At 54.6% G+C, this 19,684-nt stretch carries 24 protein-coding genes and 4 tRNA genes; 20 read left to right on the forward strand and 8 right to left on the reverse strand.

The window, feature by feature from the left end; all coding sequences use genetic code 11:
• Positions 1–15 precede the first annotated feature (15 nt).
• The gene (locus HBA55_RS32685) at positions 16–771 is read left to right on the forward strand and encodes a VIT1/CCC1 transporter family protein (RefSeq protein WP_206020091.1); all 756 of its coding nucleotides are present in this window, start codon (positions 16–18) and stop codon (positions 769–771) included.
• Between the two features lie 56 nt (positions 772–827).
• Here the strand turns inward: HBA55_RS32685 and HBA55_RS32690 are convergent, their stop codons facing one another.
• Positions 828–1,370: a glycine cleavage system transcriptional repressor gene (locus tag HBA55_RS32690; RefSeq protein ID WP_166999951.1), complete on the reverse strand. Its 543-nt coding sequence runs from the start codon at positions 1,368–1,370 to the stop codon at positions 828–830.
• A 171-nt stretch (positions 1,371–1,541) separates the two neighbouring features.
• Here HBA55_RS32690 and HBA55_RS32695 point away from each other — a divergent pair, with 171 nt between their 5' ends.
• The 3 genes from HBA55_RS32695 to HBA55_RS32705 are packed head-to-tail and all read left to right on the forward strand — an operon-like array spanning position 1,542 to position 3,351.
• Positions 1,542–2,405, forward strand: coding sequence for a class I SAM-dependent methyltransferase (locus HBA55_RS32695; protein ID WP_166999952.1), 864 nt, complete (start codon positions 1,542–1,544; stop codon positions 2,403–2,405).
• A gap of 42 nt (positions 2,406–2,447) precedes the next feature.
• Complete coding sequence (locus HBA55_RS32700) at positions 2,448–2,729, forward strand: YheU family protein (protein WP_166999953.1); 282 nt, start codon at positions 2,448–2,450, stop codon at positions 2,727–2,729.
• A complete protein-coding gene (locus HBA55_RS32705; RefSeq protein ID WP_240946418.1) occupies positions 2,701–3,351 on the forward strand; it encodes an alpha/beta family hydrolase in 651 nt (216 codons plus the stop codon). Before HBA55_RS32700 ends, HBA55_RS32705 begins: the two co-directional genes overlap by 29 nt.
• Positions 3,352–3,604: 253 nt before the next feature.
• On the opposite strand, the gene HBA55_RS32710 is transcribed toward HBA55_RS32705, so the two are convergent.
• Positions 3,605–3,886, reverse strand: coding sequence for an antibiotic biosynthesis monooxygenase family protein (locus HBA55_RS32710; protein ID WP_166999954.1), 282 nt, complete (start codon positions 3,884–3,886; stop codon positions 3,605–3,607).
• A gap of 101 nt (positions 3,887–3,987) precedes the next feature.
• Positions 3,988–4,356 (reverse strand): hypothetical protein, encoded by a 369-nt coding sequence (locus HBA55_RS32715; protein ID WP_166999955.1) that lies wholly within the window; start codon positions 4,354–4,356, stop codon positions 3,988–3,990.
• A gap of 154 nt (positions 4,357–4,510) precedes the next feature.
• On the opposite strand from HBA55_RS32715, the gene tusA reads away from it, so the two are divergent.
• Positions 4,511–4,744, forward strand: coding sequence for a sulfurtransferase TusA (gene tusA / locus HBA55_RS32720; protein WP_166999956.1), 234 nt, complete (start codon positions 4,511–4,513; stop codon positions 4,742–4,744).
• A gap of 99 nt (positions 4,745–4,843) precedes the next feature.
• On the opposite strand, the gene HBA55_RS32725 is transcribed toward tusA, so the two are convergent.
• Entirely contained in the window at positions 4,844–5,542 is a 699-nt protein-coding gene (locus HBA55_RS32725) for a hypothetical protein (protein ID WP_166999957.1), read from the reverse strand.
• A gap of 213 nt (positions 5,543–5,755) precedes the next feature.
• Here HBA55_RS32725 and HBA55_RS32730 point away from each other — a divergent pair, with 213 nt between their 5' ends.
• Genes HBA55_RS32730 through HBA55_RS32755 form a run of 6 tightly spaced genes read left to right on the forward strand, consistent with a single transcriptional unit; the run spans position 5,756 to position 11,085 of the window.
• Positions 5,756–6,232, forward strand: coding sequence for a gamma-glutamylcyclotransferase family protein (locus HBA55_RS32730; protein WP_166999958.1), 477 nt, complete (start codon positions 5,756–5,758; stop codon positions 6,230–6,232).
• Positions 6,232–6,822, forward strand: coding sequence for an elongation factor P hydroxylase (locus tag HBA55_RS32735; RefSeq protein ID WP_166999959.1), 591 nt, complete (start codon positions 6,232–6,234; stop codon positions 6,820–6,822). Before HBA55_RS32730 ends, HBA55_RS32735 begins: the two co-directional genes overlap by 1 nt.
• 2 nt (positions 6,823–6,824) lie before the next feature.
• A complete protein-coding gene (locus tag HBA55_RS32740) occupies positions 6,825–7,760 on the forward strand; it encodes a 5'-3' exonuclease H3TH domain-containing protein (protein WP_166999960.1) in 936 nt (311 codons plus the stop codon).
• A 30-nt stretch (positions 7,761–7,790) separates the two neighbouring features.
• A complete protein-coding gene (locus HBA55_RS32745) occupies positions 7,791–8,981 on the forward strand; it encodes a 4-phosphoerythronate dehydrogenase (RefSeq protein ID WP_240946419.1) in 1,191 nt (396 codons plus the stop codon).
• Positions 8,978–10,165, forward strand: a complete 1,188-nt coding sequence (locus tag HBA55_RS32750; RefSeq protein WP_166999961.1) for an ATP-NAD kinase family protein — start codon at positions 8,978–8,980, stop codon at positions 10,163–10,165. Before HBA55_RS32745 ends, HBA55_RS32750 begins: the two co-directional genes overlap by 4 nt.
• On the forward strand, positions 10,162–11,085 hold the full coding sequence (locus tag HBA55_RS32755; RefSeq protein WP_240946420.1) for a class I SAM-dependent methyltransferase: 924 nt from the start codon (positions 10,162–10,164) through the stop codon (positions 11,083–11,085). Before HBA55_RS32750 ends, HBA55_RS32755 begins: the two co-directional genes overlap by 4 nt.
• A gap of 35 nt (positions 11,086–11,120) precedes the next feature.
• Here HBA55_RS32755 and HBA55_RS32760 read toward each other — a convergent pair whose 3' ends face one another.
• Positions 11,121–11,585, reverse strand: a complete 465-nt coding sequence (locus tag HBA55_RS32760) for a hypothetical protein (RefSeq protein ID WP_166999962.1) — start codon at positions 11,583–11,585, stop codon at positions 11,121–11,123.
• Between the two features lie 116 nt (positions 11,586–11,701).
• Positions 11,702–12,916 carry a pyridoxal phosphate-dependent aminotransferase gene (locus HBA55_RS32765; protein ID WP_167000009.1) on the reverse strand — a complete coding sequence of 405 codons (1,215 nt, stop codon included), beginning with the start codon at positions 12,914–12,916 and terminating at the stop codon, positions 11,702–11,704.
• A 129-nt stretch (positions 12,917–13,045) separates the two neighbouring features.
• Here HBA55_RS32765 and msrB point away from each other — a divergent pair, with 129 nt between their 5' ends.
• Both msrB and HBA55_RS32775 read left to right on the forward strand, forming a co-directional pair.
• Positions 13,046–13,489 (forward strand): peptide-methionine (R)-S-oxide reductase MsrB, encoded by a 444-nt coding sequence (gene msrB, locus HBA55_RS32770; RefSeq protein ID WP_166999963.1) that lies wholly within the window; start codon positions 13,046–13,048, stop codon positions 13,487–13,489.
• Positions 13,490–13,550: 61 nt separating this feature from the next.
• On the forward strand, positions 13,551–14,282 hold the full coding sequence (locus tag HBA55_RS32775) for a DUF1499 domain-containing protein (protein WP_166999964.1): 732 nt from the start codon (positions 13,551–13,553) through the stop codon (positions 14,280–14,282).
• 441 nt (positions 14,283–14,723) lie between these two features.
• Here the strand turns inward: HBA55_RS32775 and HBA55_RS32780 are convergent, their stop codons facing one another.
• Positions 14,724–15,509 (reverse strand): hypothetical protein, encoded by a 786-nt coding sequence (locus HBA55_RS32780; protein ID WP_166999965.1) that lies wholly within the window; start codon positions 15,507–15,509, stop codon positions 14,724–14,726.
• A 308-nt stretch (positions 15,510–15,817) separates the two neighbouring features.
• Between HBA55_RS32780 and HBA55_RS32785 the strand changes: the two genes are divergently transcribed.
• The 4 genes from HBA55_RS32785 (at position 15,818) to HBA55_RS32800 (ending at position 16,255) form a co-directional block, all read left to right on the forward strand.
• Positions 15,818–15,893 (forward strand) — tRNA-Glu (locus tag HBA55_RS32785).
• Between the two features lie 2 nt (positions 15,894–15,895).
• Positions 15,896–15,971, forward strand: a tRNA-Gly gene (locus HBA55_RS32790).
• 98 nt (positions 15,972–16,069) lie between these two features.
• Positions 16,070–16,145, forward strand: a tRNA-Glu gene (locus tag HBA55_RS32795).
• 34 nt (positions 16,146–16,179) lie between these two features.
• Positions 16,180–16,255, forward strand: a tRNA-Gly gene (locus HBA55_RS32800).
• Positions 16,256–16,585: 330 nt separating this feature from the next.
• Here the strand turns inward: HBA55_RS32800 and HBA55_RS32805 are convergent.
• Complete coding sequence (locus HBA55_RS32805) at positions 16,586–16,999, reverse strand: PA2817 family protein (RefSeq protein ID WP_166999966.1); 414 nt, start codon at positions 16,997–16,999, stop codon at positions 16,586–16,588.
• A gap of 81 nt (positions 17,000–17,080) precedes the next feature.
• Between HBA55_RS32805 and HBA55_RS32810 the strand changes: the two genes are divergently transcribed.
• From HBA55_RS32810 to queF, 3 genes are read left to right on the forward strand one after another with little or no spacing between them, the layout of a single operon-like run.
• On the forward strand, positions 17,081–18,028 hold the full coding sequence (locus HBA55_RS32810) for an ABC transporter ATP-binding protein (protein WP_166999967.1): 948 nt from the start codon (positions 17,081–17,083) through the stop codon (positions 18,026–18,028).
• Complete coding sequence (locus HBA55_RS32815; RefSeq protein WP_166999968.1) at positions 18,025–18,798, forward strand: ABC transporter permease; 774 nt, start codon at positions 18,025–18,027, stop codon at positions 18,796–18,798. The genes HBA55_RS32810 and HBA55_RS32815 overlap by 4 nt, the downstream gene beginning before the upstream one ends.
• Positions 18,799–18,842: 44 nt before the next feature.
• Complete coding sequence (gene queF / locus HBA55_RS32820) at positions 18,843–19,679, forward strand: NADPH-dependent 7-cyano-7-deazaguanine reductase QueF (RefSeq protein ID WP_166999969.1); 837 nt, start codon at positions 18,843–18,845, stop codon at positions 19,677–19,679.
• Positions 19,680–19,684: the final 5 nt, after the last annotated feature.

Here is a 19,684-nt window from a genome sequence, read left to right on the forward strand (position 1 = left end):
CCAAGAGGGTTTGTTGTGCGCTTAAGCCGCCTGCGCTTGAAATCCAGCCATACACCCGAAGCCATTTCCCAGCGCCTGGCATCCGGGCCGACGCAGGTGTACCTCAAAGATATGGTCTATGGCGCCATTGATGGGGCCATCACTACCTTTGCGATTGTATCGGGTGTTGCCGGCGCGGGCCTTAGCAGTGGCGTATTGATTGTGTTGGGCCTCGCCAATCTATTGGCCGATGGGTTCAGCATGGCCGTCAGCAACTACTTGGGTACCCGCTCGGAAAACCAGTATCGCGCCAGTATGCGTGAACGGGAACAGGCAGAGATCGAGGCCTACCCGGAAGGCGAGCGGGAGGAGGTGCGACAGATCTTTGAGATGAAAGGGGTCAGTGGCGAGGCGCTGGATCATCTCGTTGACACCATTACCTCAGATCGACGGCTTTGGGTGGATACCATGCTGCAGGAGGAGCACGGCCTGGCCCTGGAAGACGCCAATCCGGTCTGGGCGGGTGTTGCCACCTTTGTGGCTTTTCTATTGGCCGGCGCCTTGCCGCTGATCAGCTTTGTGGCCAACTGGATTCAGCCGGGGATGTTTGATTCGCCGTTCTGGATCAGCGCCGTGATTACATTATTTACATTTGCGCTGGTGGGTGTGATCAAGGGGCGCTACGTCAATCAGAGTTATTGGTGGTCGGCTCTGGAAACGCTCGTCGTAGGCGCGATCGCGGCGCTGCTGGCCTACGGGGTGGGTTGGCTGTTAAGAGGGTTGGTCGCCTAAAAGCGGGACGGAGGTTAACCTGCTGGTGTTTGAGTAACAGCTCCGCCCCATTGGGCCTATTCGGCCACAGAATCCTCAACTGCTCCCAGCTCAATATCCACGCCGAGATTGTCGGAAATTTCATCAAGCTGATCCTGCAGCTGATCGAGGTCCACGTCGGCGGGGATGTGCAGCAGACCATGGGCGGTAAACATGGGATCCCCGGACCAGGGCATACTGGAGCAGCTGGTTTGCAATTCATCGAGATTGATGTGCTGACTGGCAAAGGCCTGGGACAGTTCCTTGATAATGCCAGGTCTGTCGTTGCCCATAAGGCTGAACTGCAGGGTGATGTCTTGGCCCTCCTGTTGGGCTTCGGCCGCTTCCGATGTCACCACCTCAATGCCTTGGGATGCCCTTAACTGCGACAATGCGTTGCGCAGCCCTTCGAGTTGATCTTCGGCCACATTGACCTGAAGAATGCCGGCGAATTTACCGGCCAAGTGGCTCATACGGCTCTCCAGCCAGTTGCCCTGATGCTCGGCGATGGTATTGGCGAGAGCCTCTACCACGCCGGGTTTGTCGTCACTCAGAATGCTGAGTACCAGTGTGCGGTTCATAATTAGCCACCTTGCCTGCCAATTCGTTAATCGTCATCAGTATAGTGACAGTTGAGACAATCCGGTAGTCTCGGCCATAATGGGCGCCATTATTACTATTCGAACCGTCACAAATACAATTAAAAGAACAAGAATTCGAGCCGATGGCTCAATAGACCAAGGATATTACCTATGTTTGGAAACCGCCTTACTGCCGTTCCTTCTAAAATTCACAGCGCAGCGAGTCTGTTTGCCGGGGTCATGCTGGCGACATCACTGGCGGCTTCCGTCCAGGCCGCGGAGCCGGTTACCGAGGCATTGCAGCAAGCGGTGTCCAGCGATTCGCGCAGTTCCGGTAACGTTGCCAGGGATAAATTCCGGAATCCGGGTGAGACGCTGCAGTTCTTCGGCGTCAAGCCAGATAGCCAGGTGATTGAAATCTGGCCAGGTCGCGGCTGGTACAGTGAGATTCTGGCGCCTTATCTGGCCGTTGAGGGCGAGTTTTATGCGGCACACTTTCCAGTCAATACGGAGGTGGCGTACTTTAAGCGCGCCCGTGACGGCTATGCCCAAATGTTGAAGGACAAGGCGGAGGTTTACGGTAAAACCCATCTCACGGAATTCTATCCGCCGACCAAGGTGCAAGCCGGCCCCGACGAAGGGGGGGTGGACCATGTGTTGACCTTCCGCAATGTTCACAACTGGATGAAGGCGGGATATGCGCCGCAGGCATTTGAGAACTTTTTTCAGATGCTGAAGCCGGGCGGTATTCTCGGTGTGGTTGAGCATCGGGCCAAGCCGGGAACTTCTGAGGAAGATATGATTCGCTCCGGCTATGTTACAGAAGCCAAGGTGGAGTTGCTGGCAGCCCAGGCGGGTTTTGAGTTGGTGGGTAAGTCTGAAGTGAATGCCAACCCGAAGGATTCAGCCGATCACCCCAAAGGGGTTTGGACTTTGCCGCCTTCGTTGCGTCTGGGGGAAGAAGACCGCAAAAAGTATCTGGCTATCGGCGAGAGTGATCGTATGACGTTGAAGTTTCGCAAGCCCAACCGCTGAATTCTGAATACCGAGCAAATTCATTTTGATAGAGAGTGTGTTGTGATTATTCCGGCCGACAAGCTTTCTCCCGAGGCTCTGCAGGGGCTGATTGAGGAGTTTATTACCCGCGAGGGAACCGACTACGGCGTGAACGAAGTGGATCTGGTGTCCAAGGTGTCTCAGGTAAAGGCGCAGTTGCAGCGGGGTGAAGTTGTGATTGTGTTTGATGAGGCGCAGGAGAGCGTGAGTATGATGACGGCTCGACAGGCGCAATTTGTGGAGAGGGAGTTGCAAAACGCTCGCAGTGTTGAGGATGAGTGGCAGGAATATGGTGGCTGTTGAGTCGGAGTTTCTGTTAGATGGCCCGCAGTCGCCGCGCTTGGTGTTGGCCCATGGAGCGGGTGCGCCTATGGATTCAGAGTTTATGGCGCGTATGGCGGAACTGCTGGCCGAGCGTGGTGTTGGGGTGGTGCGTTTTGAGTTCCCTTATATGCGTGAGCGTCGGGAGTCCGGTAAGAAGCGTCCGCCCAATCGGCAGCCGGAGTTGTTGGATTGCTGGCGGTCTGTCGTCGAGTCTTTGGGTGATTGTGATCGGTTGTTTATCGGTGGTAAGTCGATGGGTGGTCGGATGGCGTCGTTGCTGATTGATGAATTGGCCGATGAGTTGGGTGTTAAGGGGCTGGTGTGTTTGGGTTATCCGTTTCATCCGCCCGGCAAGCCTGAGAAGCTTCGTACGGAGCATTTGTTGGATTTGAAAACCCGTGCTTTGATTGTGCAGGGGACTCGGGATTCGATGGGTAAACGTGATGAAGTGGGAGGTTATGGTTTATCCAGTGCGATTGATGTGCAATGGTTGGAAGATGGAGATCATGATCTGAAACCCCGGGTTCGGTCCGGGTTTACTCATGATCAGCATTTGGAATCTGCGGCGGATATTGTTTCTCGGTTTGTTTTGTCGACTTAGGGAGTAGCTGTTTCTTTTTGCGCTAGTTGGATTGTAGCGTCCCGAATCGGAGGGAGCCATCTGGGACACGCACAAGTACATCCATGTAGCTCTGCTTCGCCCTCCATGGCGAAGACGGTCCCATATGGCTCCCTCCGATCCGGGCCTTGGCATCAAGTTCTGCTTCTTAACTTTTTGGTCGTTCGTTGAGTGTCTATTGCTTGGATTGTAATGCCTTCTTCCCTATTAGACTTCGTTTATCGATTAAGCGTTATCAGTTTTCCAACAGCGAAATCTTTTCCTGGTCATTGAGCAGAAGGTTGAGTTCACTCATCATGCCTTTGCGGGCATCTGAGTGAAACCAGGCATACCAGTCGCGGGCGGTGCGCCATTTGGAGAGGACAAATCTCCTGCGGGGGTTTTGGATGTCGGAGAAGGTTTCGCCGTTGACGAATCCTTGAGCTTCGTAGGCCAGGTGCAGTGTGCGCTTGGCGGTGGCTTCGTAGGTGGATTCCATATCTTCGGCAATATTGCGTTCAATCAAGACTGTGATCATCGACATTCCCTGCTTTTGGGTGAAACGTGTGGGTCAGGGCGCATCTTACAAAATCTCAAACTCCTCTGAAAGTTGAGTTGAGAAGATAAGGTGCTCAATTGTCAGTGTAGCGCAGGTGAGGGTGAGTCAACTCTCATGATCAGCCATTCGGCCAATTCCATCCATTCTTTCATTAGTGATCGTATCACCAGCAGGCGACCGGAGTCGGATTCACGGTTAACGAGGGCTTCTTCACCCAGTTGAGTCAGTGCTGCGACGACTTTTCCGATGGATTGAGCACTCAGGGTGACGAAAAAATGATCGGCTTTGGTGGAGCTGCAGAGGTTGGGAAGGACTTTTTCTCCCTGAAGCTGGTTTCTTACGTCTAAAGCCAGTTGGGCATTGTAGTGTCTCAGGAGTTTGAATGTGAGTTCCAGCGCGCCTCGGCTGAGCACGTCCGGGCGGGCATTGATGTCGAGTTGCTGTTTCATTGAATATTTTCGCCCCCAACCAGCAAATACCTAGGGTGAGTGTTCGTTGGCCCGTTGTTCTAGCGCGGTGTCCGTATTGGCTTTGTCTCCGGGTTTACCATAAGTGTAGCAACGGATTTTTGATCTGCCCGGTCAATTCAGAGAGAATAGTGTTATGGATATTGAATTTAATAGAACGCTCGACACCAGCGGCTTGCTGTGCCCCGAGCCGGTTATGATGTTGCACAATGAAGTTCGGGATGCCGGTAGCGGCGAAGTGATTCAGGTGATTGCAACAGATCCCTCCACCCAAAGGGATATCCCCAAATTTTGCCAGTTTCTAGGCCATGATCTGGTTCATCACCAGTCTGAGGACGATGTTTTTTTCTATTACATCCGCAAGAGTTAGTACGCAGTCCGCAAAACCGCGACAAACCGGATCAATGAGCCACACCCTTTGACCGAGAAAGAGAGAGGGCCGCTTTAAGCGGCCCTCTGTTCAGACTTTTTAGACCTCTTCGACCAGGGTCGATATGGCAGCCAGGGCTTCGGGGTCCTCGGCTTTGAGTTTGTTGGCTATCTGGTGCTGGAAGAAGTAGCGAAACTCCTCGCGGCTCTGGGCCGGGTAGAGGCAGTTGTCGCCAGGCAGCACCGGGGTATTTTCTATTTTTTGTGGATCAGCGAGCATGCCGCAGAGGCTGCCGTCGTGGTGAAGGCGCCAGCTGATAACTTCGGTCAAGGTGATGCTGTGGAAGCCGTTGTCCGACAATACGGCGTGGGTGCCGATGGTGTCGGGGATTTCCTGCAGCACATCCCTGGGATTGTCGCACTGGAATTCGTAGTATTCCGCTGCGGTTTCCAGTTCAACCACCTTGTGAATAGGGGCTTCGAAGAAGATTTCGTCGATACCTGGGTCGTAATAACCCTCCCATTTGCCGTTCAGGGGATCCTGTATTTCGGGCGCGGCGACAATGTCGTCCAGCCATGGTACCAGTCCGACGACTTCTCCATTGCCACGCAAGCCCCAGCAGAGAATTTTCAAGCTGAAAAGTTTGTCAGGACTGGCCTCGTTGGAATAGAGCATTTCTAAACCATCGAGTTCTGGAGAAAGGCGAATAAAGCGCTGGTTGTGCAAAGCCGACATCGGCTGCCCAGTGAAGAAATCGACCACATTATCCATATTGTGGCCTGAAGTTGAGGTCTTCATAATACCACCTCCTTGAAAGGCCTCGGTCGGTGGCAGTCACCCCCCACGGAAACTGCGGTGGTGTTGCCCCTAGCGAAGCGGGATGTATTTTTATACACCATCACTACATAAGGTATATGCTGTTTTTCAAAAGCACAATACTTTGAAGTAAATTTATTTTTGGCTTTTATAACTTCCACGTATAAAAGCTGTATCGACTGCCAGGGGGATTGGTTGAGCGAGTATTATTTTGCCTATGGCTCCAATATGAATGCGGCCCGCATGACGGCTCGTGGTTTGCAGTTTAAACGGGCGCTGGCGGGCTCTATCGGGGGATTGCGGCTGGCCTTTAACAAGCGCTCCGCCAGTCGGCCGGATCGGACCTGTGCCAATGTGATACATTGCCCGGATTCGGTGGTGGAAGGGGTGTTGTATCAGCTCTCTTCTGTGGATGAAATATTCAAGATGGACCCCTTTGAGGACGCCCCTCTTTACTACAGTCGGGAGATTTACCTGGTGGAGTCAGACCAGGGACAAATTCCCGCCTGGGTTTATGTGGGTAATCGGGCTGTTTTGGTGGATGGTTTGCTGCCGGAGCATGAGTATGTGGCGCATTTGCTGGAGGGGCGCGGTTACTTGTCGGAGGCCTATTTCCAACAGTTGCTGCAAATTGAACGCCATCCTCCTGCAAAAGCAGAGGGGTCGGTCTGATGGGGGCGTTTGTAGAGTCGGCGCTGCTTGACGGTCGAGTATTGGGCAAAGGGGTGGAATTGGACCATATTGCCCTGACGGAGGTGTTCAATGCTCTGTTTGAAACCAGCCATAACACGATTCTGGTTGGTGGGGCGTCTGAACCGCTGTATCGTCCCTCGCAAGCGGTGGGTGAGCAGCATTGTATTGAGTTTACGCAGGATTACGCGGCCAGTGCACTGCACGAGATTGCACACTGGTGCGTGGCCGGCGAGAAGCGGCGCCAGCAGGTGGATTATGGCTACTGGTACGCGCCGGACGGCCGCAGTTCCCGGCAGCAGGCAGAATTTGAGAGGGTGGAGGTCAAGCCTCAAGCGCTGGAATGGATGTTTTCTGTTGCCGCAGGGCGGTCATTTCGGGTCAGTGCCGACAATCTGGAGGCGGGTCTGGGGGCGTCTGACGGTTTTAAAGACGCTATCCACGCACAGGTGCAGCGCTATTGCCTTGAAGGGCTGCCCAGGCGCCCCAGGGACTATCTGCAGGCGTTGTCCCGGCGCAGCGGTCAGTCAGACCCCTGTAACCCCGAACTTTACCGCCGGGAGTGGTTGTAGCAGTGTCTCGCACCCAACCCGTACATTTGATCGACGCCTCAATTTTTATTTTTCGCTACTACTTTTCACTTCCGGATCAATGGTTTAGCGAGGAGGAGCTGCCCACGGCGGCGGTCTATGGTTATACCCGTTTTCTGCTGCGTCTGCTACAGGAGCAGCGCCCTGCATACGTGGCCGCCTGTTTTGATGAAAGCCTGGGCAGTTGTTTTCGCAACGAACTCTATGAGGACTATAAGAGCAGCCGAGTATTGCCGGATGAGGCTCTGGCCTTTCAACTGGAGGCCTGCAGTGAAGTTACCTCTTTGCTGGGGGTATCTGCCTTCGCCAGTGAGGTCTATGAGGCAGATGATTTGCTCGGCAGTCTTGCTGCCTTATTTAGGGCCGAATTGCCTGAAAGTGAGATTGCTGTCCTGACCCGCGACAAGGATCTCGGCCAGTTGCTGGAGCGAAAGCAGGACTATTTGTGGGAGTTTGGTGCCCGGGAAGCCCGCCCTTTTTATCGTCAGGATTTGCATGCCAAATTCGGAGTCTGGCCGGAGCAATTGGTGGACTACCTGGCCCTGGTGGGGGACAGCAGCGATGATATCCCCGGCGTACCCGGTATTGGCGCCAAGACCGCTGCGGCTTTGCTGGCGTTTGGGGGTGATCTGGAAGGGGTATTCGCCCGTCTTGATGAGTTGCCGGATTTGGCGATCCGCGGCAGTGGCAAACTTCCGGAAAAACTCACCAGCTATAGTGACCAGATTGTGATGGCCCGAAGCCTGGCGCAAATCGTCACAGATATTGAGCTGTTTAATGAGGCAGATCAGCCGCTGTCCATAGAGGATCTCAGGCCCCAGCAGCGCGATCGCGACGCCTTTGCCGAATTTTGCCGGTATATGGGCTTTGGTACGTCGATGATGGGCGCCTTTGATCGCCTTGAACAGGCTTCGGCCTAGAGTCTTGTGACGTCTTTTGGAGAGAAATTTTTGAGTCAACATTCAATAAAGTCACTGCGTATAGTCGCCGATGAGAATATTCCCTTTGTGGAGGAGTTCTTTGGCGATTTAGGGGCGGTGCAGCGCTTTCCGGGCCGCACCCTTAGCACTGAACAGCTGCGTGAGGCGGATGTACTGCTGGTGCGCTCGGTGACGAGTGTCAATCGGGAGTTGCTGGAGCAAACACCGGTGCGCTTTGTCGGTACTTGTACCATTGGTACCGATCACCTGGATCTGGATTACCTGGGCCGCGCCGAAATCGAGGTTGCCAGCGCACCTGGCTGTAACGCCAATGCCGTGGTGGAGTATGTCTTTGGTGTGTTGGCACGGATGCGTCCGGACTGGCAGCAGGCCAGATTCGGCATTATCGGCTGTGGCAATGTAGGCGGCGCCCTGCACCGCCGTTTGAAGGATCTGGGGCTTACCTGCGCTTGTTACGACCCCTTCCTCGATAACGCGAGCTACCCCGACCTTACTGAGCTGGAAGTGGTTCTGGATTGTGATGTCGTGTGCCTGCATACGCCCTTGACCCAGTCGGGTTCTCATCCCACTTTTCACCTCTTGGGTGAACCGGAGCTGGAGGGGCTCAATTCGGGCACTCTGCTGATTAATGCAGGTCGCGGAGCAGCCATTGATAATCAGGCCTTGAAGCGAGTCCTGATGCGGCGGCATGACCTCAAGGTGGTGCTGGACGTATGGGAGCCGGAACCCTTGCTGGACCCGGATCTGTTGGCGCTGGTCAATGGCGGCAGCCCGCATATCGCCGGTTATAGCTATGATGGCAAGGTCCAGGGGACGGCCATGATCTACCAGGCGCTGTGTCGCTTCCTGGACATTGAAGCGGAGCACAGCAGCGCTGAACTGCTGGCGGCGGATCCCAGCAGTTGCCAGCCATTGGTGCTGCGTGGGGATTCAGCAAAGGACATCATCAATAACGCGCTTCTGGATGCCTTTGATGTGCAGGAGGACGACGAGAATCTCAGGGCCACCATGACGTTGAGTGAGGAACAGCGGGCCCAGGCCTTCGATCAGCTGCGCAAGACCTACCGCAAGCGCCGCGAATGCCACTCCCTGGAGATAGAGTACTGGCCGAATGGCTTATCTGCCGATGAGAAAAAATCGCTCTACCAACAACTGACGACTTTGGGATTTACCCTATCCATGGAGAACCCGGCCGGATGACCACCCATACTGCAAACGCCCTCTGCCTGGGTCTGATCATCAATCCCCTGGCGGGAGTTGGCGGTCCGTCCGGATTGAAGGGCAGTGACGATACCGCCCTGGTCAGACAGGCATTGGAACAGGGAGCTGACTTTCGTGCGGACCAGCGCGCCAGTCGCTGTCTGCAGATATTGCAGCAACGTTTTGGTCCGCTGTTGGAAGTGACAACCTGCCAGGGAGTTATGGGGGAGCGTGCCTGCCAGGCGGCCGGCATTACATCAGTTGCATTGCTCGATATCGGGGCGGAAAAAGCCCTGGACTGTCGCCCCGAAGATACCCGAGCTGCCGCCGCCCAACTGCGCGATCAGGTGGATCTGCTGCTGTTTGTCGGCGGCGACGGTACCGCACGGGATATCTGCGCAGAGGTACACGAACAGCTGCCAGTATTGGGTATTCCCTCAGGCGTAAAGATGCACTCCGGTGTGTTTGCCATATCACCGGAAGGTGCCGCTGAAGTGGTGGCTGCCATGATGTCCGGTGAGTTGGTGGATCTGCGTGAACAGGAGGTGCGGGATATTGATGAGGCGGCATTTCGCGAGGGCCAGGTACGCAGTGTTTACTACGGCGATATGTTAGTGCCTCAGTGCGGCCATTTTGTGCAGGCGACCAAACAGGGTGGCCGTGAAGTTGAGGAGCTGGTGCTGGACGACATGGCTGCTTTTTTACGCGAGCAGATGGATCCCGACACTCTCTATCTGGTTGGGGCAGGCACTACCCCCCGTGCTCTAATGAACGAGTTGGGTCTGGACAATTCACTATTGGGCATTGATGCGGTGCTGGACGAACAGCTGCTTGCTTCGGATCTCACCGGGCCTGAGCTGGAAGCGTTGGTGGCGCAGCACCGCGGCGATGTGGTGGCGGTACTGTCGATAACCGGCGGTCAGGGGTCGTTGATAGGCCGGGGTAACCAACAATTAACGCCGACGGTTCTGCGCCGGATAGGCAGGGATCATCTGTGGATTCTTGCCACCAAAAGCAAGATTCGCGAGCTCGACGGCAGACCGCTGTTACTGGATAGCAACGACCTGGAGATTGATCGGGGTTGGAGCGGGTACTTGCCTGTGATTACCGGTTATCAGGACCAGATTCTATACCCGGTGGGTACGCACTTTGAGCATCAGGACGAGCCGGAGCACAAAGTTTGAATAGCGTTATTGATCAGATTGGCAAACGCCTGAAAGATCTTCAAGATCCGCAGTGTGCGGACAGTCAGCGATTGTTTCACGGACGCGGACGCCTGGTACCCGGATTCGAACAGGTCACGGTGGATTTGTTTGCGCCGGTGTTATGGGTGACGTTTTTTAAGGCCCCGGAAGCGGCAGACTTTGAAGCTAATCTGCTGCAGGCACTGGCGCAGCTGGCGGACCGGTTTGGTCTGGCCGCAGTTGCTGTTCAGCGACGATATTTAAAGGTAGCGGCGGACTGTGTCTGGGGAGCGTTGCCGAAGTCCATGGTGGCCCGCCGGGGTGAGGCGCGGTTTCATATTCAATTGGGTGAGAATCAAAACACCGGCTATTTTCTGGATATGGAACCGGGACGTCGGTGGTTGGAGCAGCGCGCCGCGGATAAAAAAATACTCAACCTGTTCGCCTTTACCTGCGCCTTTTCGGTGGTCGGGCAGATGGCTGCAGCACGGGAAGTTGTCAACGTGGATATGAGTCGGGGGGCTTTGAATCGCGGCCGTGACAATCATCGCCTCAATGGGCTGGATACGTCGGGCATCGCCTTTATGCAGGAAAATATTCTGAAGTCCTGGGGACGCATTCGCCGTCGCGGCCCCTTTGATATTGCCGTGCTGGATCCGCCCTCTTTCCAACGAGGAAGTTTCGAAGCGCAAAAGGATTATCGAAAACTGGTGCGGCGACTGCCGGAGTTGTTGGTTGACGGTGGGGATGCGCTGCTGTGTCTGAATTCCCCACAGCTGAGCGTCTCATTTTTGCAGGAGCTGGTCGAGCAGGAATGCCCGGCGTGTCGGTTTATTGAGCGCTTGGCGCCGTCACCGGATTTTCCGGACAGAGATCCTGATCAGCAGCTGAAGTTGCTGCACTTTCAATACCACTCCTAAATCAATACCCTGCAGCTGGGGTCAAAGCGAGGGGATTAGGCGTAGCGGTAATCCAGAGATTGCCGCAGCAGTTGCTGCACCATGCGGTTGATAGTGACGGACTCGCCTGAGCGCAACACCGCTCGCAGCAGGTGGATATTGGTTCTGCGACTGGCCGCGACAGAGGCGGGCAGTTGCGGGTTTTCCGTCGCTTCCTCTCCATCAGGCAATGGGTCGGCGGAGCCACTGAGCAGGGTGAATCCCATATGGGTCAGAATGACCTGATCCAATCCTTCCTGCCGTATAGTTTCGCCGTAGCGGATGTAGCCGGATTCGGCCAGCCAGATGGCGGCGCCGAAACAGCTTTGGTGGCGTTCGCTGTGCAATCCGTATTCATCGGGTGTATCCGGTCCGCTGATTTCCTCAACCAGGAGCAAGGACTTACGTGGGAATTGGCGGTAGAGCTGCACCAGCATGCGCGCCACGTCTTTATAGAAATCATCGATATGAATGTCGCTCACAGCATCCATTCCTGAAAAATCGGGACTTTATTTTGGCGCAAAGTACAGCGAAGTGCGCCCCGTTGCCGACAACGGGGCCTTTTCTCGCGACGTGCGGAACAAACCGCGTTGCCGGGTTACTGTTGGTAGCGCTCCAGGAACTCGCCGAATCGTGTTATGGCGTCGTCGATTTCGTCGGCCCGGGGCAGGAACACGATACGGAAGTGATCGGGTTCATTCCAGTTAAAGGCGGTGCCCTCAACGAGCAGAATGCGCTCCTGAATCAGGAAGTCCAACACCATCTGCTGGTCGTTATGGATCTTGTGGCGGTCAAGGTCGATCTTCGGGAACAGATACAGTGCCCCCTTGGGTTTAACACAACTGACACCGGGAATTTCAGTGATTCTTTGCCAGGCCATATCGCGTTGTTCACGCAGCCGCCCGCCGGGCAGAATCAATTCGTTAATACTCTGGTAGCCGCCCAGGGCCGTCTGAATGGCAAACATGGAGGGCACGTTGGCGCACAGGCGCATGGAGGAGAGCATGTTGATGCCCTCGACAAAGCCCTTGGCTCGTTGTTTGGCGCCACTGATGATCATCCAGCCAGAGCGGAAACCTGCCAGCCGATAGGACTTGGACAGGCCGTTGAAGCTGACACAGACCACGTCCTGGGCGAGGCGGCCCATGGGGACAAACTCGGTGTCGTCGTAAAGAATCTTGCTGTAGATTTCATCGGCAAAAATAATCAGATTGTGCTGGCGCGCCAGCTCAACAATCTGTTCCAGCAGTTCCTGGCTGTAGACGGCACCGGTGGGGTTGTTGGGATTGATGACCACAATACCGCGGGTGCGGTCGGTGATCTTCGATTTGATGTCGTCGATATCCGGAAACCATTCGGCCTGTTCGTCGCAGCGATAGTGGACGGGGTTGCCGCCGCCGAGATTAACGGCCGCGGTCCACAGCGGGTAGTCGGGTGACGGCACCAGTATCTCATCGCCATTGTTCAGCAGTGCCTGCATGGACATGGTGATCAGTTCGCTGACACCGTTACCCAGGTAGATATCGTCGATCTCGACACCGGGAACCTGCAGTTGCTGGCATTCCTGCATGATCGATTTGCGTGCCGCAAACAGGCCGTGGGATTCGCAGTAGCCCTGGGCGTTGCGCAGGTTGTAGATAACATCCAGGATGATTTCGTCCGGGGCATCGAAGCCAAAGGGCGCAGGGTTGCCGATGTTGAGCTTGAGGACGCGGTGGCCTTCTTCTTCGAGCCGGTTGGCGTGTTCGAGCACGGGGCCTCGAATGTCGTAACAGACTCCATGCAGTTTCTCGGATTTATCAATGCTGAGCATTTGTTTTACCATCTGACATCAATTCCTTCGGGTTTGGGACCTTTATACCCTCTGCGGTGGTCAAATTCCGAAGCAAGAAATTTTATTAGTAGTGATTAGGTTTTTTAATCACGTGAGAAGGAAGGGATTATGGCAGATCAAGACTCAAAAAACGACGCCGAAACACCGGAAGGGGCTCCCAGTGGTTGGGGGGATGACTACTGGCGGCAGAAGCTGACGCCGGAGCAGTTTCATGTTTGTCGGGAGAAGGGCACCGAGCGGGCGTTTACGGGTGAATATTGGCAGACGACAACGGCGGGGAGTTATTTGTGTCGTTGCTGTGGCGAGCCGCTGTTTCAGTCTGACACCAAGTTTGATGCCGGCTGTGGTTGGCCCAGTTTTAACAGTCCGCTCAATGGTGAGGTGATTCAGGAGAATCGGGACACCAGCCATGGCATGATTCGCACGGAGGTGGTTTGCCGTAAGTGTGACAGTCACTTGGGGCATGTTTTCCCTGATGGCCCGGCGCCTACAGGGCTGCGATATTGCATCAATTCCGCCTCTATCCTGCTGCAGCCGGAAGATGGGGAGTAGGCTGTACAAGCCGCATAACTTTCTAAATTGATTTAATACTGACAACAAGGAATTCCTTAGCGTGAAGAATTGGTTGACGCGGATGCAGTGGTCCGCCCTGGTTTTGTTGATTTTGGTGATTGCCGGCCACAAGCTCGATTTGCTGTCGTTCAGTATGTTGCGCCAGGGGCTGATGGTATCTATGGCGGCGATGTTGTTGGGGGCTGTGATTGCCCTGGGTGTGATGGCTTGGGCGATACTGAAAAAGCGCCGGGACTGGATGTTACCGGCGTTGATTGGGGTATTGGTTCCGGCCTTGCCGTTGGGGGTTATGATGTTGACGGTGGGTAAGGGGTTTGAGGTACCGCCGATTCATGACATCAGTACGGATTTGAATGTGCCGCCGGAGTTTGTGGCGGCGCGCAAGGCCCGGCAGACCGGCGAGAACAGTCTGGATCACGGGGGCGAGAAGGTGGCCCGGCAGCAGCGGCAGGCGTACCCGGATCTGGAGTCTTTGAGTCTGGATGCCGATGCTGCAAAGGTGTTTGTGTTGGTGCGGCAGTTGGTTGAGCAGCGTGGCTGGGAGCTGCTGCGGGTGGATGAGGAGTCTCTGGTGCTTGAGGCGATGGAGGAGACGGCGATTATGGGTTTTAAGGATGATGTGGTGGTGCGTGTGACTGAGGTGGCTTCCGGGGCTGTGGTGGATATGCGGTCGGTGTCACGCGTCGGGGTCAGCGATCTTGGTGCCAATGCTCAGCGGATTCGGCTGTTTTTGCGGGATTTGGAGGGGGCTTGTGAGGGGTGTGGGCCTTGATTGGCCTGCCATATCAAACAAGGGGTCGGATCTGACAGCCTGCTTGGTGCCAGGAGCGGAAGTTCATATTCCGGTTCAGGGCACCATGGGCATTCGATAATGTCCGCAATGGCCGCACGAGGTAGGGTGGATTAGAAGCGCTTTGCGCTTCGTCGCCTAAAGCGCCTACTGTTGGAATCCACCGATCCGCCGAAGGTTTAAATTGGCGGCGGCCGCCTATAAACCGCCTGTTACAGCAACATCCCAGGGTGTTAAAAACCGGGCCGCAGCCAACGAACAACACCTGCGGAACTGTCGGATTACGCTCCGCGAAGCGGAGCTAATCCGACCTACGCGGGAAGAAAATCCTGCCGTTTCGAACTACCGCTTATGGCACGTAACTGCCAAGTTTAAGCCAATCCTGATGGGGTCGTCTGGCAGGGGAGATACGACTGATACAATTCAGTCGTAGATCTTTTTCTTTTTCCAGGGGTCGTCTGACTCTTGCTCTTCGAATTCGTCCCACTGGGCTTCGGCTTCCTGTTTGGCGGCTTCGGCGCGTTGGTCGATTTCGTATTCGGGCTCTTGTTCTTTGAGTTCGGACTCCAGCTTGTCGATGACGGCGTTGAGTTGCTGGATTTGTTTGATGTAGCTGGTTTCGCCGCTTTCTTTGGCGAGCAGTTTTTTGGCCAGGGTGTAGTAGTGGATGGCCAGTCGACCTTTGTCGCTGCCCTGGGCCTGTTTGGCGTTGACGATGTAGGCGTCGACGCTCATTTGGATGACCAGGTGTTTGATCTGGCTTTCGTATTGTTTGAACTGGGCGGGGCTGAGATTGCCTTTTTTCTGCTGTTGAGCGATGAAGGTGTTGAGACCCTGGAGCAGGGATTTGACTTCTTTAACTTGCTGGGGGTTGTCGAGGGTGGTTCGTTTGGTGTTGGCGGGTTTGCGCTGGGCGTTTTCGAGTTGTTGGCGGTGGAGGGCCAGTTCGTCGATGTAGACTTTTTCTTTGGGTTCCAGCTTGGCCAGTTGTTCGGTGACGTCAGTGAGGCAGCGGTGGACGAGTATGTTGAGTTCTTTGGGCAGGAAGTCGTCAGGGAAGCCGTTGATCATGTATTTGAAGTCTTTGGCCCGCAGTTTGAGTGCGGAGAGCAGGCGTATCTTCTGCTGGCGTTTGCGCTCGATGTTCTGCGATATCAACGCATAGGTCACCAGCGCCACCATCAATAGGGCAATAATTGTAATTATCATTGTGGTCGACATGGGACAATGCTACTCATTTGGGTCGGTTGGCGCAAATATCAACGGATCATTGCGGTTACTCAGGAGTGTTTCTTATATCGTAATTCAGCGACGCCTGCCACCTCAGAGGGTATTTATGGTCAGCTTTGGGTCCGGTGGGCCGGTGTTGTCGGGGGCCGCCTTGGCAGATGCCGATGGTGCCGCTAAGTCATTGTTAGAAAAATGAAAAAAATATTATTGGAGAGTTGACAGGGGCGCCGTTGGTACATAGAATGCGCCCCACTTCTGACGGCGACAGCCGATCACGGAGGTCCAGGGTCCCCTTCGTCTAGAGGCCTAGGACACCGCCCTTTCACGGCGGTAACAGGGGTTCGACTCCCCTAGGGGACGCCACTGCGGGAATAGCTCAGTTGGTAGAGCACAACCTTGCCAAGGTTGGGGTCGCGAGTTCGAGTCTCGTTTCCCGCTCCAATTTTATGAAGCTTGATGTTATCAGGTTTCCAGGCGGCAGCCGGTCATCTTTGATGCGGGATGTCGTTTTTCCTAGGAAGGAAAGTGAACCACTTTTCGTCCCCTTCGTCTAGAGGCCTAGGACACCGCCCTTTCACGGCGGTAACAGGGGTTCGACTCCCCTAGGGGACGCCATTTTCCACAGTTGAGCATTTGTGACGCTGTGTTTGCGGGAATAGCTCAGTTGGTAGAGCACAACCTTGCCAAGGTTGGGGTCGCGAGTTCGAGTCTCGTTTCCCGCTCCAAATACGAAAAACCGGCTTTTTAGCCGGTTTTTTTATGCCTGAATTTTACTCTTAACTAAAGGGTCAAACTCCTTGATGCCGCGGGTTTCGTGCCTCAAGCGGCGGCTGGGAGCTGCGTTTTCCGAGCTGTCGGGCGGCCCTCCGGCCTTCCCTCAGTCCCAAAAAAGCCCGGCAAAAAGACGCCGGTCTTTTTTACTCCTTCGGCGCCCTCTTTTACGCTCGGAAAACGCAGCCCCCAGCCACCGCTAACACCGTGGTGTATCTGGATTTGTGCCTCAATGACTGGTGCCGGTGCCCGGGCTGATGCGTGGCTGTTGCAAGAGGGGGAGATTAATGAAGGCCGAGGATTCTCGCCCGCTCCTTTTCGTAGTCGAATTCGGTGTTATTATCCTCGGCTTCGAATCTCAGCTCGTCGAGCTGCTGGAAAAGGGAGATTTCCTCATCCGGCATATAGTGCAGGCAATCACCACCAAACAACCACAGTAGGTCTCTGGGTACCGCCGGGGTCAGATGCGGGAAGGCGGCGATGATTCGACAGATCATTCTCTGGCCGGTCTCGATAAAGGCTTCATCGGGGTGTTGGCTGCTGCAGGTGACCTCCAGCATGTCCAGTAGTTGTTGCTCGTCTTCGCTGACATCAGCGTCGGGGCTGTTCAGGCCGGCCATGGTGCTGTGGATGTGTTGGCGCAGGCCGGTGAGCAGTTGTTGGTGAAATTGGAAGTGGGGGTTTTCTGGGTGACTCATTGGGGGCCTCATCTTTAATTTGGCGATTATACCCCCATATTGGTTTGCAGTATCGACGGCGATTTTCTATACAGGACAGCTATGACGACGGCACTCAGTATACGTGGGCTGCAGAAGACCTACGATAATGGTTTTGAGGCTCTTAAAGGTATTGATTTGACGGTGGAGCAGGGGGATTTCTTTGCTCTGCTTGGGCCCAATGGGGCGGGCAAGTCCACCACGATTGGGGTGATTTGTTCTTTGGTGACCAAAAGTGCCGGTGAGGTGTCGATTTTTGGTCACGATATCGACAGGGATTTTGCTGCAGCCAAGAAAGAGCTGGGTATTGTGCCCCAGGAGTTTAATTTTTCTCAGTTTGAGACGGTCGAGCATATCGTTGTTAATCAGTCGGGTTATTACGGTCTGAAGAAGTCTGTGGCCCTTGAGCGTACCGAAAAGTATCTCAAGCAGCTGGGGTTGTGGGATAAGCGTCATACTCAGGCGCGGATGTTGTCCGGGGGGATGAAACGGCGTTTGATGATCGCGCGGGCGTTGATTCATGAGCCTCGTCTGTTGATTCTTGATGAGCCTACCGCGGGAGTGGATATTGAGTTGCGCCGTTCGATGTGGGAGTTCCTGCAGGAGATCAACGCCAAGGGTACGACGATTATTCTGACAACTCATTATCTGGAGGAGGCCGAAAGTCTCTGTCGCAATGTGGCGATTATTGATCAGGGGCAAATTGTGGAGAATACCAGCGTCAAGGCTCTGCTGAAGACGCTGAATCGGGAGACGTTTGTGTTGGATACCCGGGAAGCTCTGGCCGCCGTGCCCAAGGTCGCCGACTATGAGCTGAAGTTGGTGGAGGAGCATTGTCTGGAGGTGGATGTGGAGAAGGGGCAGTCGCTCAATGAGTTGTTTGCCGGTCTGTCGGAGCAGGATATTCATGTGGTGAGTATGCGTAACAAGGCGAACCGCCTGGAGGAGTTGTTTGTGTCGCTGGTCAATGCCAATGCCGCAATGCAACCCGATCAGGAGGTAAGCGCATGAATGCCCAGGAACAGTGGATCGCCCTGAGCACGATTGTGCGAAAGGAGGTGCACCGGTTTATGCGTATCTGGGTGCAGACCCTGGTGCCACCGGTAATCACCATGACGCTCTATTTTGTGATTTTCGGCAGTCTGATCGGTTCTCGTATTGGCTCTATGGACGGCTTTTCCTATATGGAGTTTGTGGTGCCCGGCCTGATCATGATGTCGGTGTTGACCAACTCCTATTCCAATGTGGTGTCCTCTTTTTATAGCGCCAAATTTCAGCGCAGTGTGGAGGAGTTACTGGTTTCACCCACGCCGAATTACATTATTTTGTTGGGTTATACCATCGGGGGTGTGGCCAGGGGCCTGGCAGTAGGATTTATTGTCACCCTGGTGTCTCTGTTGTTTACTGAGCTCCAGGTGCACAGTTTGCCGGTGATGGTGGCTATTGTGGTAATGACCTCGGTGCTGTTTTCGCTGATGGGGTTTGTCAATGCGGTGTATGCCAATTCATTCGATGATATTTCCATTGTTCCCACCTTTGTGCTGACGCCGCTCACCTATCTGGGAGGTGTGTTTTATTCGATTAGCCTGCTGCCGGAGTTTTGGCAGGGGGTTTCTCAGTTAAATCCGGTGTTGTATATGGTGAATGCCTTCCGCTATGGCATTTTGGGTATTTCCGATATCAATGTGGGTTTTGCGTTTATGGGGGTTGGGGCTTTTATCCTCGGGCTCTATCTATACTGTTTAAGTCTGCTCAACAGCGGCAAACGTTTACGGGCCTGATACGGCACAATCTGATTACGGTTAATTGAAGGGTAAAGAGGCGTATGGCCACACAGTCCGATCATCATGGTACAGCTCTGGGCAAGCAGACTGAGTATATAACGGCGTATAGCCCGTCACTGCTTTGTCCTATACCGCGCCAGCAATCGCGCCGGGAGCTGGGGATCAATCCTGAAGCATTGCCGTTTCGCGGGGTGGATATCTGGACGGCCTTTGAACTCAGTTGGCTGGATAATGACGGCAAGCCCGAGGTGGCTGTTGCGGAGTTTGAGGTGCCGGCAACCAGCCCAAGCATCATCGAATCCAAGTCGTTTAAATTGTATTTGAATTCGTTTAATCAAACCGCGTTTAACTCCTGGCAGGATGTGCAGCAAACTCTGGAGGGGGATTTGTCGAACGCTGCGGGGGCGACGGTTCAGGTGCGTTTGTTAACGTTGGTTGAGGCAACCAACGGAGCCTTGGGGCTGTTTGATGGTGAGTGCATCGATGGTGAAAAGGTGAAAGTGGACTGCTATTCACCCAGCCCCGATCTGCTGGCAATAGAGCCGCAGGCCGAGGTGGTGGAGGAGACACTCTACAGCGATCTGCTTAAGAGTAACTGCCCGGTCACGGGGCAGCCGGATTGGGCCAGTGTGATGGTGCAATATCGGGGCGCCAGGATTGATCGCGCAAGTCTGCTCAAGTACATCATTTCTTTCCGTGAGCATCAGGATTTTCACGAGCACTGTGTCGAACGTATGTTTCTCGACATTCAGGAGCGGTGCCTGCCGGAGGCGTTAACGGTGTATGCCCGTTACACGCGTCGTGGCGGACTCGATATCAACCCCTATAGAACCAACGGGGTGGCAGGGCCGGAAGCGGTAAGGTTGGTTCGACAGTAGTGTCC

Origin of the sequence: Pseudomaricurvus alkylphenolicus, assembly GCF_011683955.1 — a bacterium.
Classification (GTDB): domain Bacteria; phylum Pseudomonadota; class Gammaproteobacteria; order Pseudomonadales; family Cellvibrionaceae; genus Pseudomaricurvus; species Pseudomaricurvus alkylphenolicus.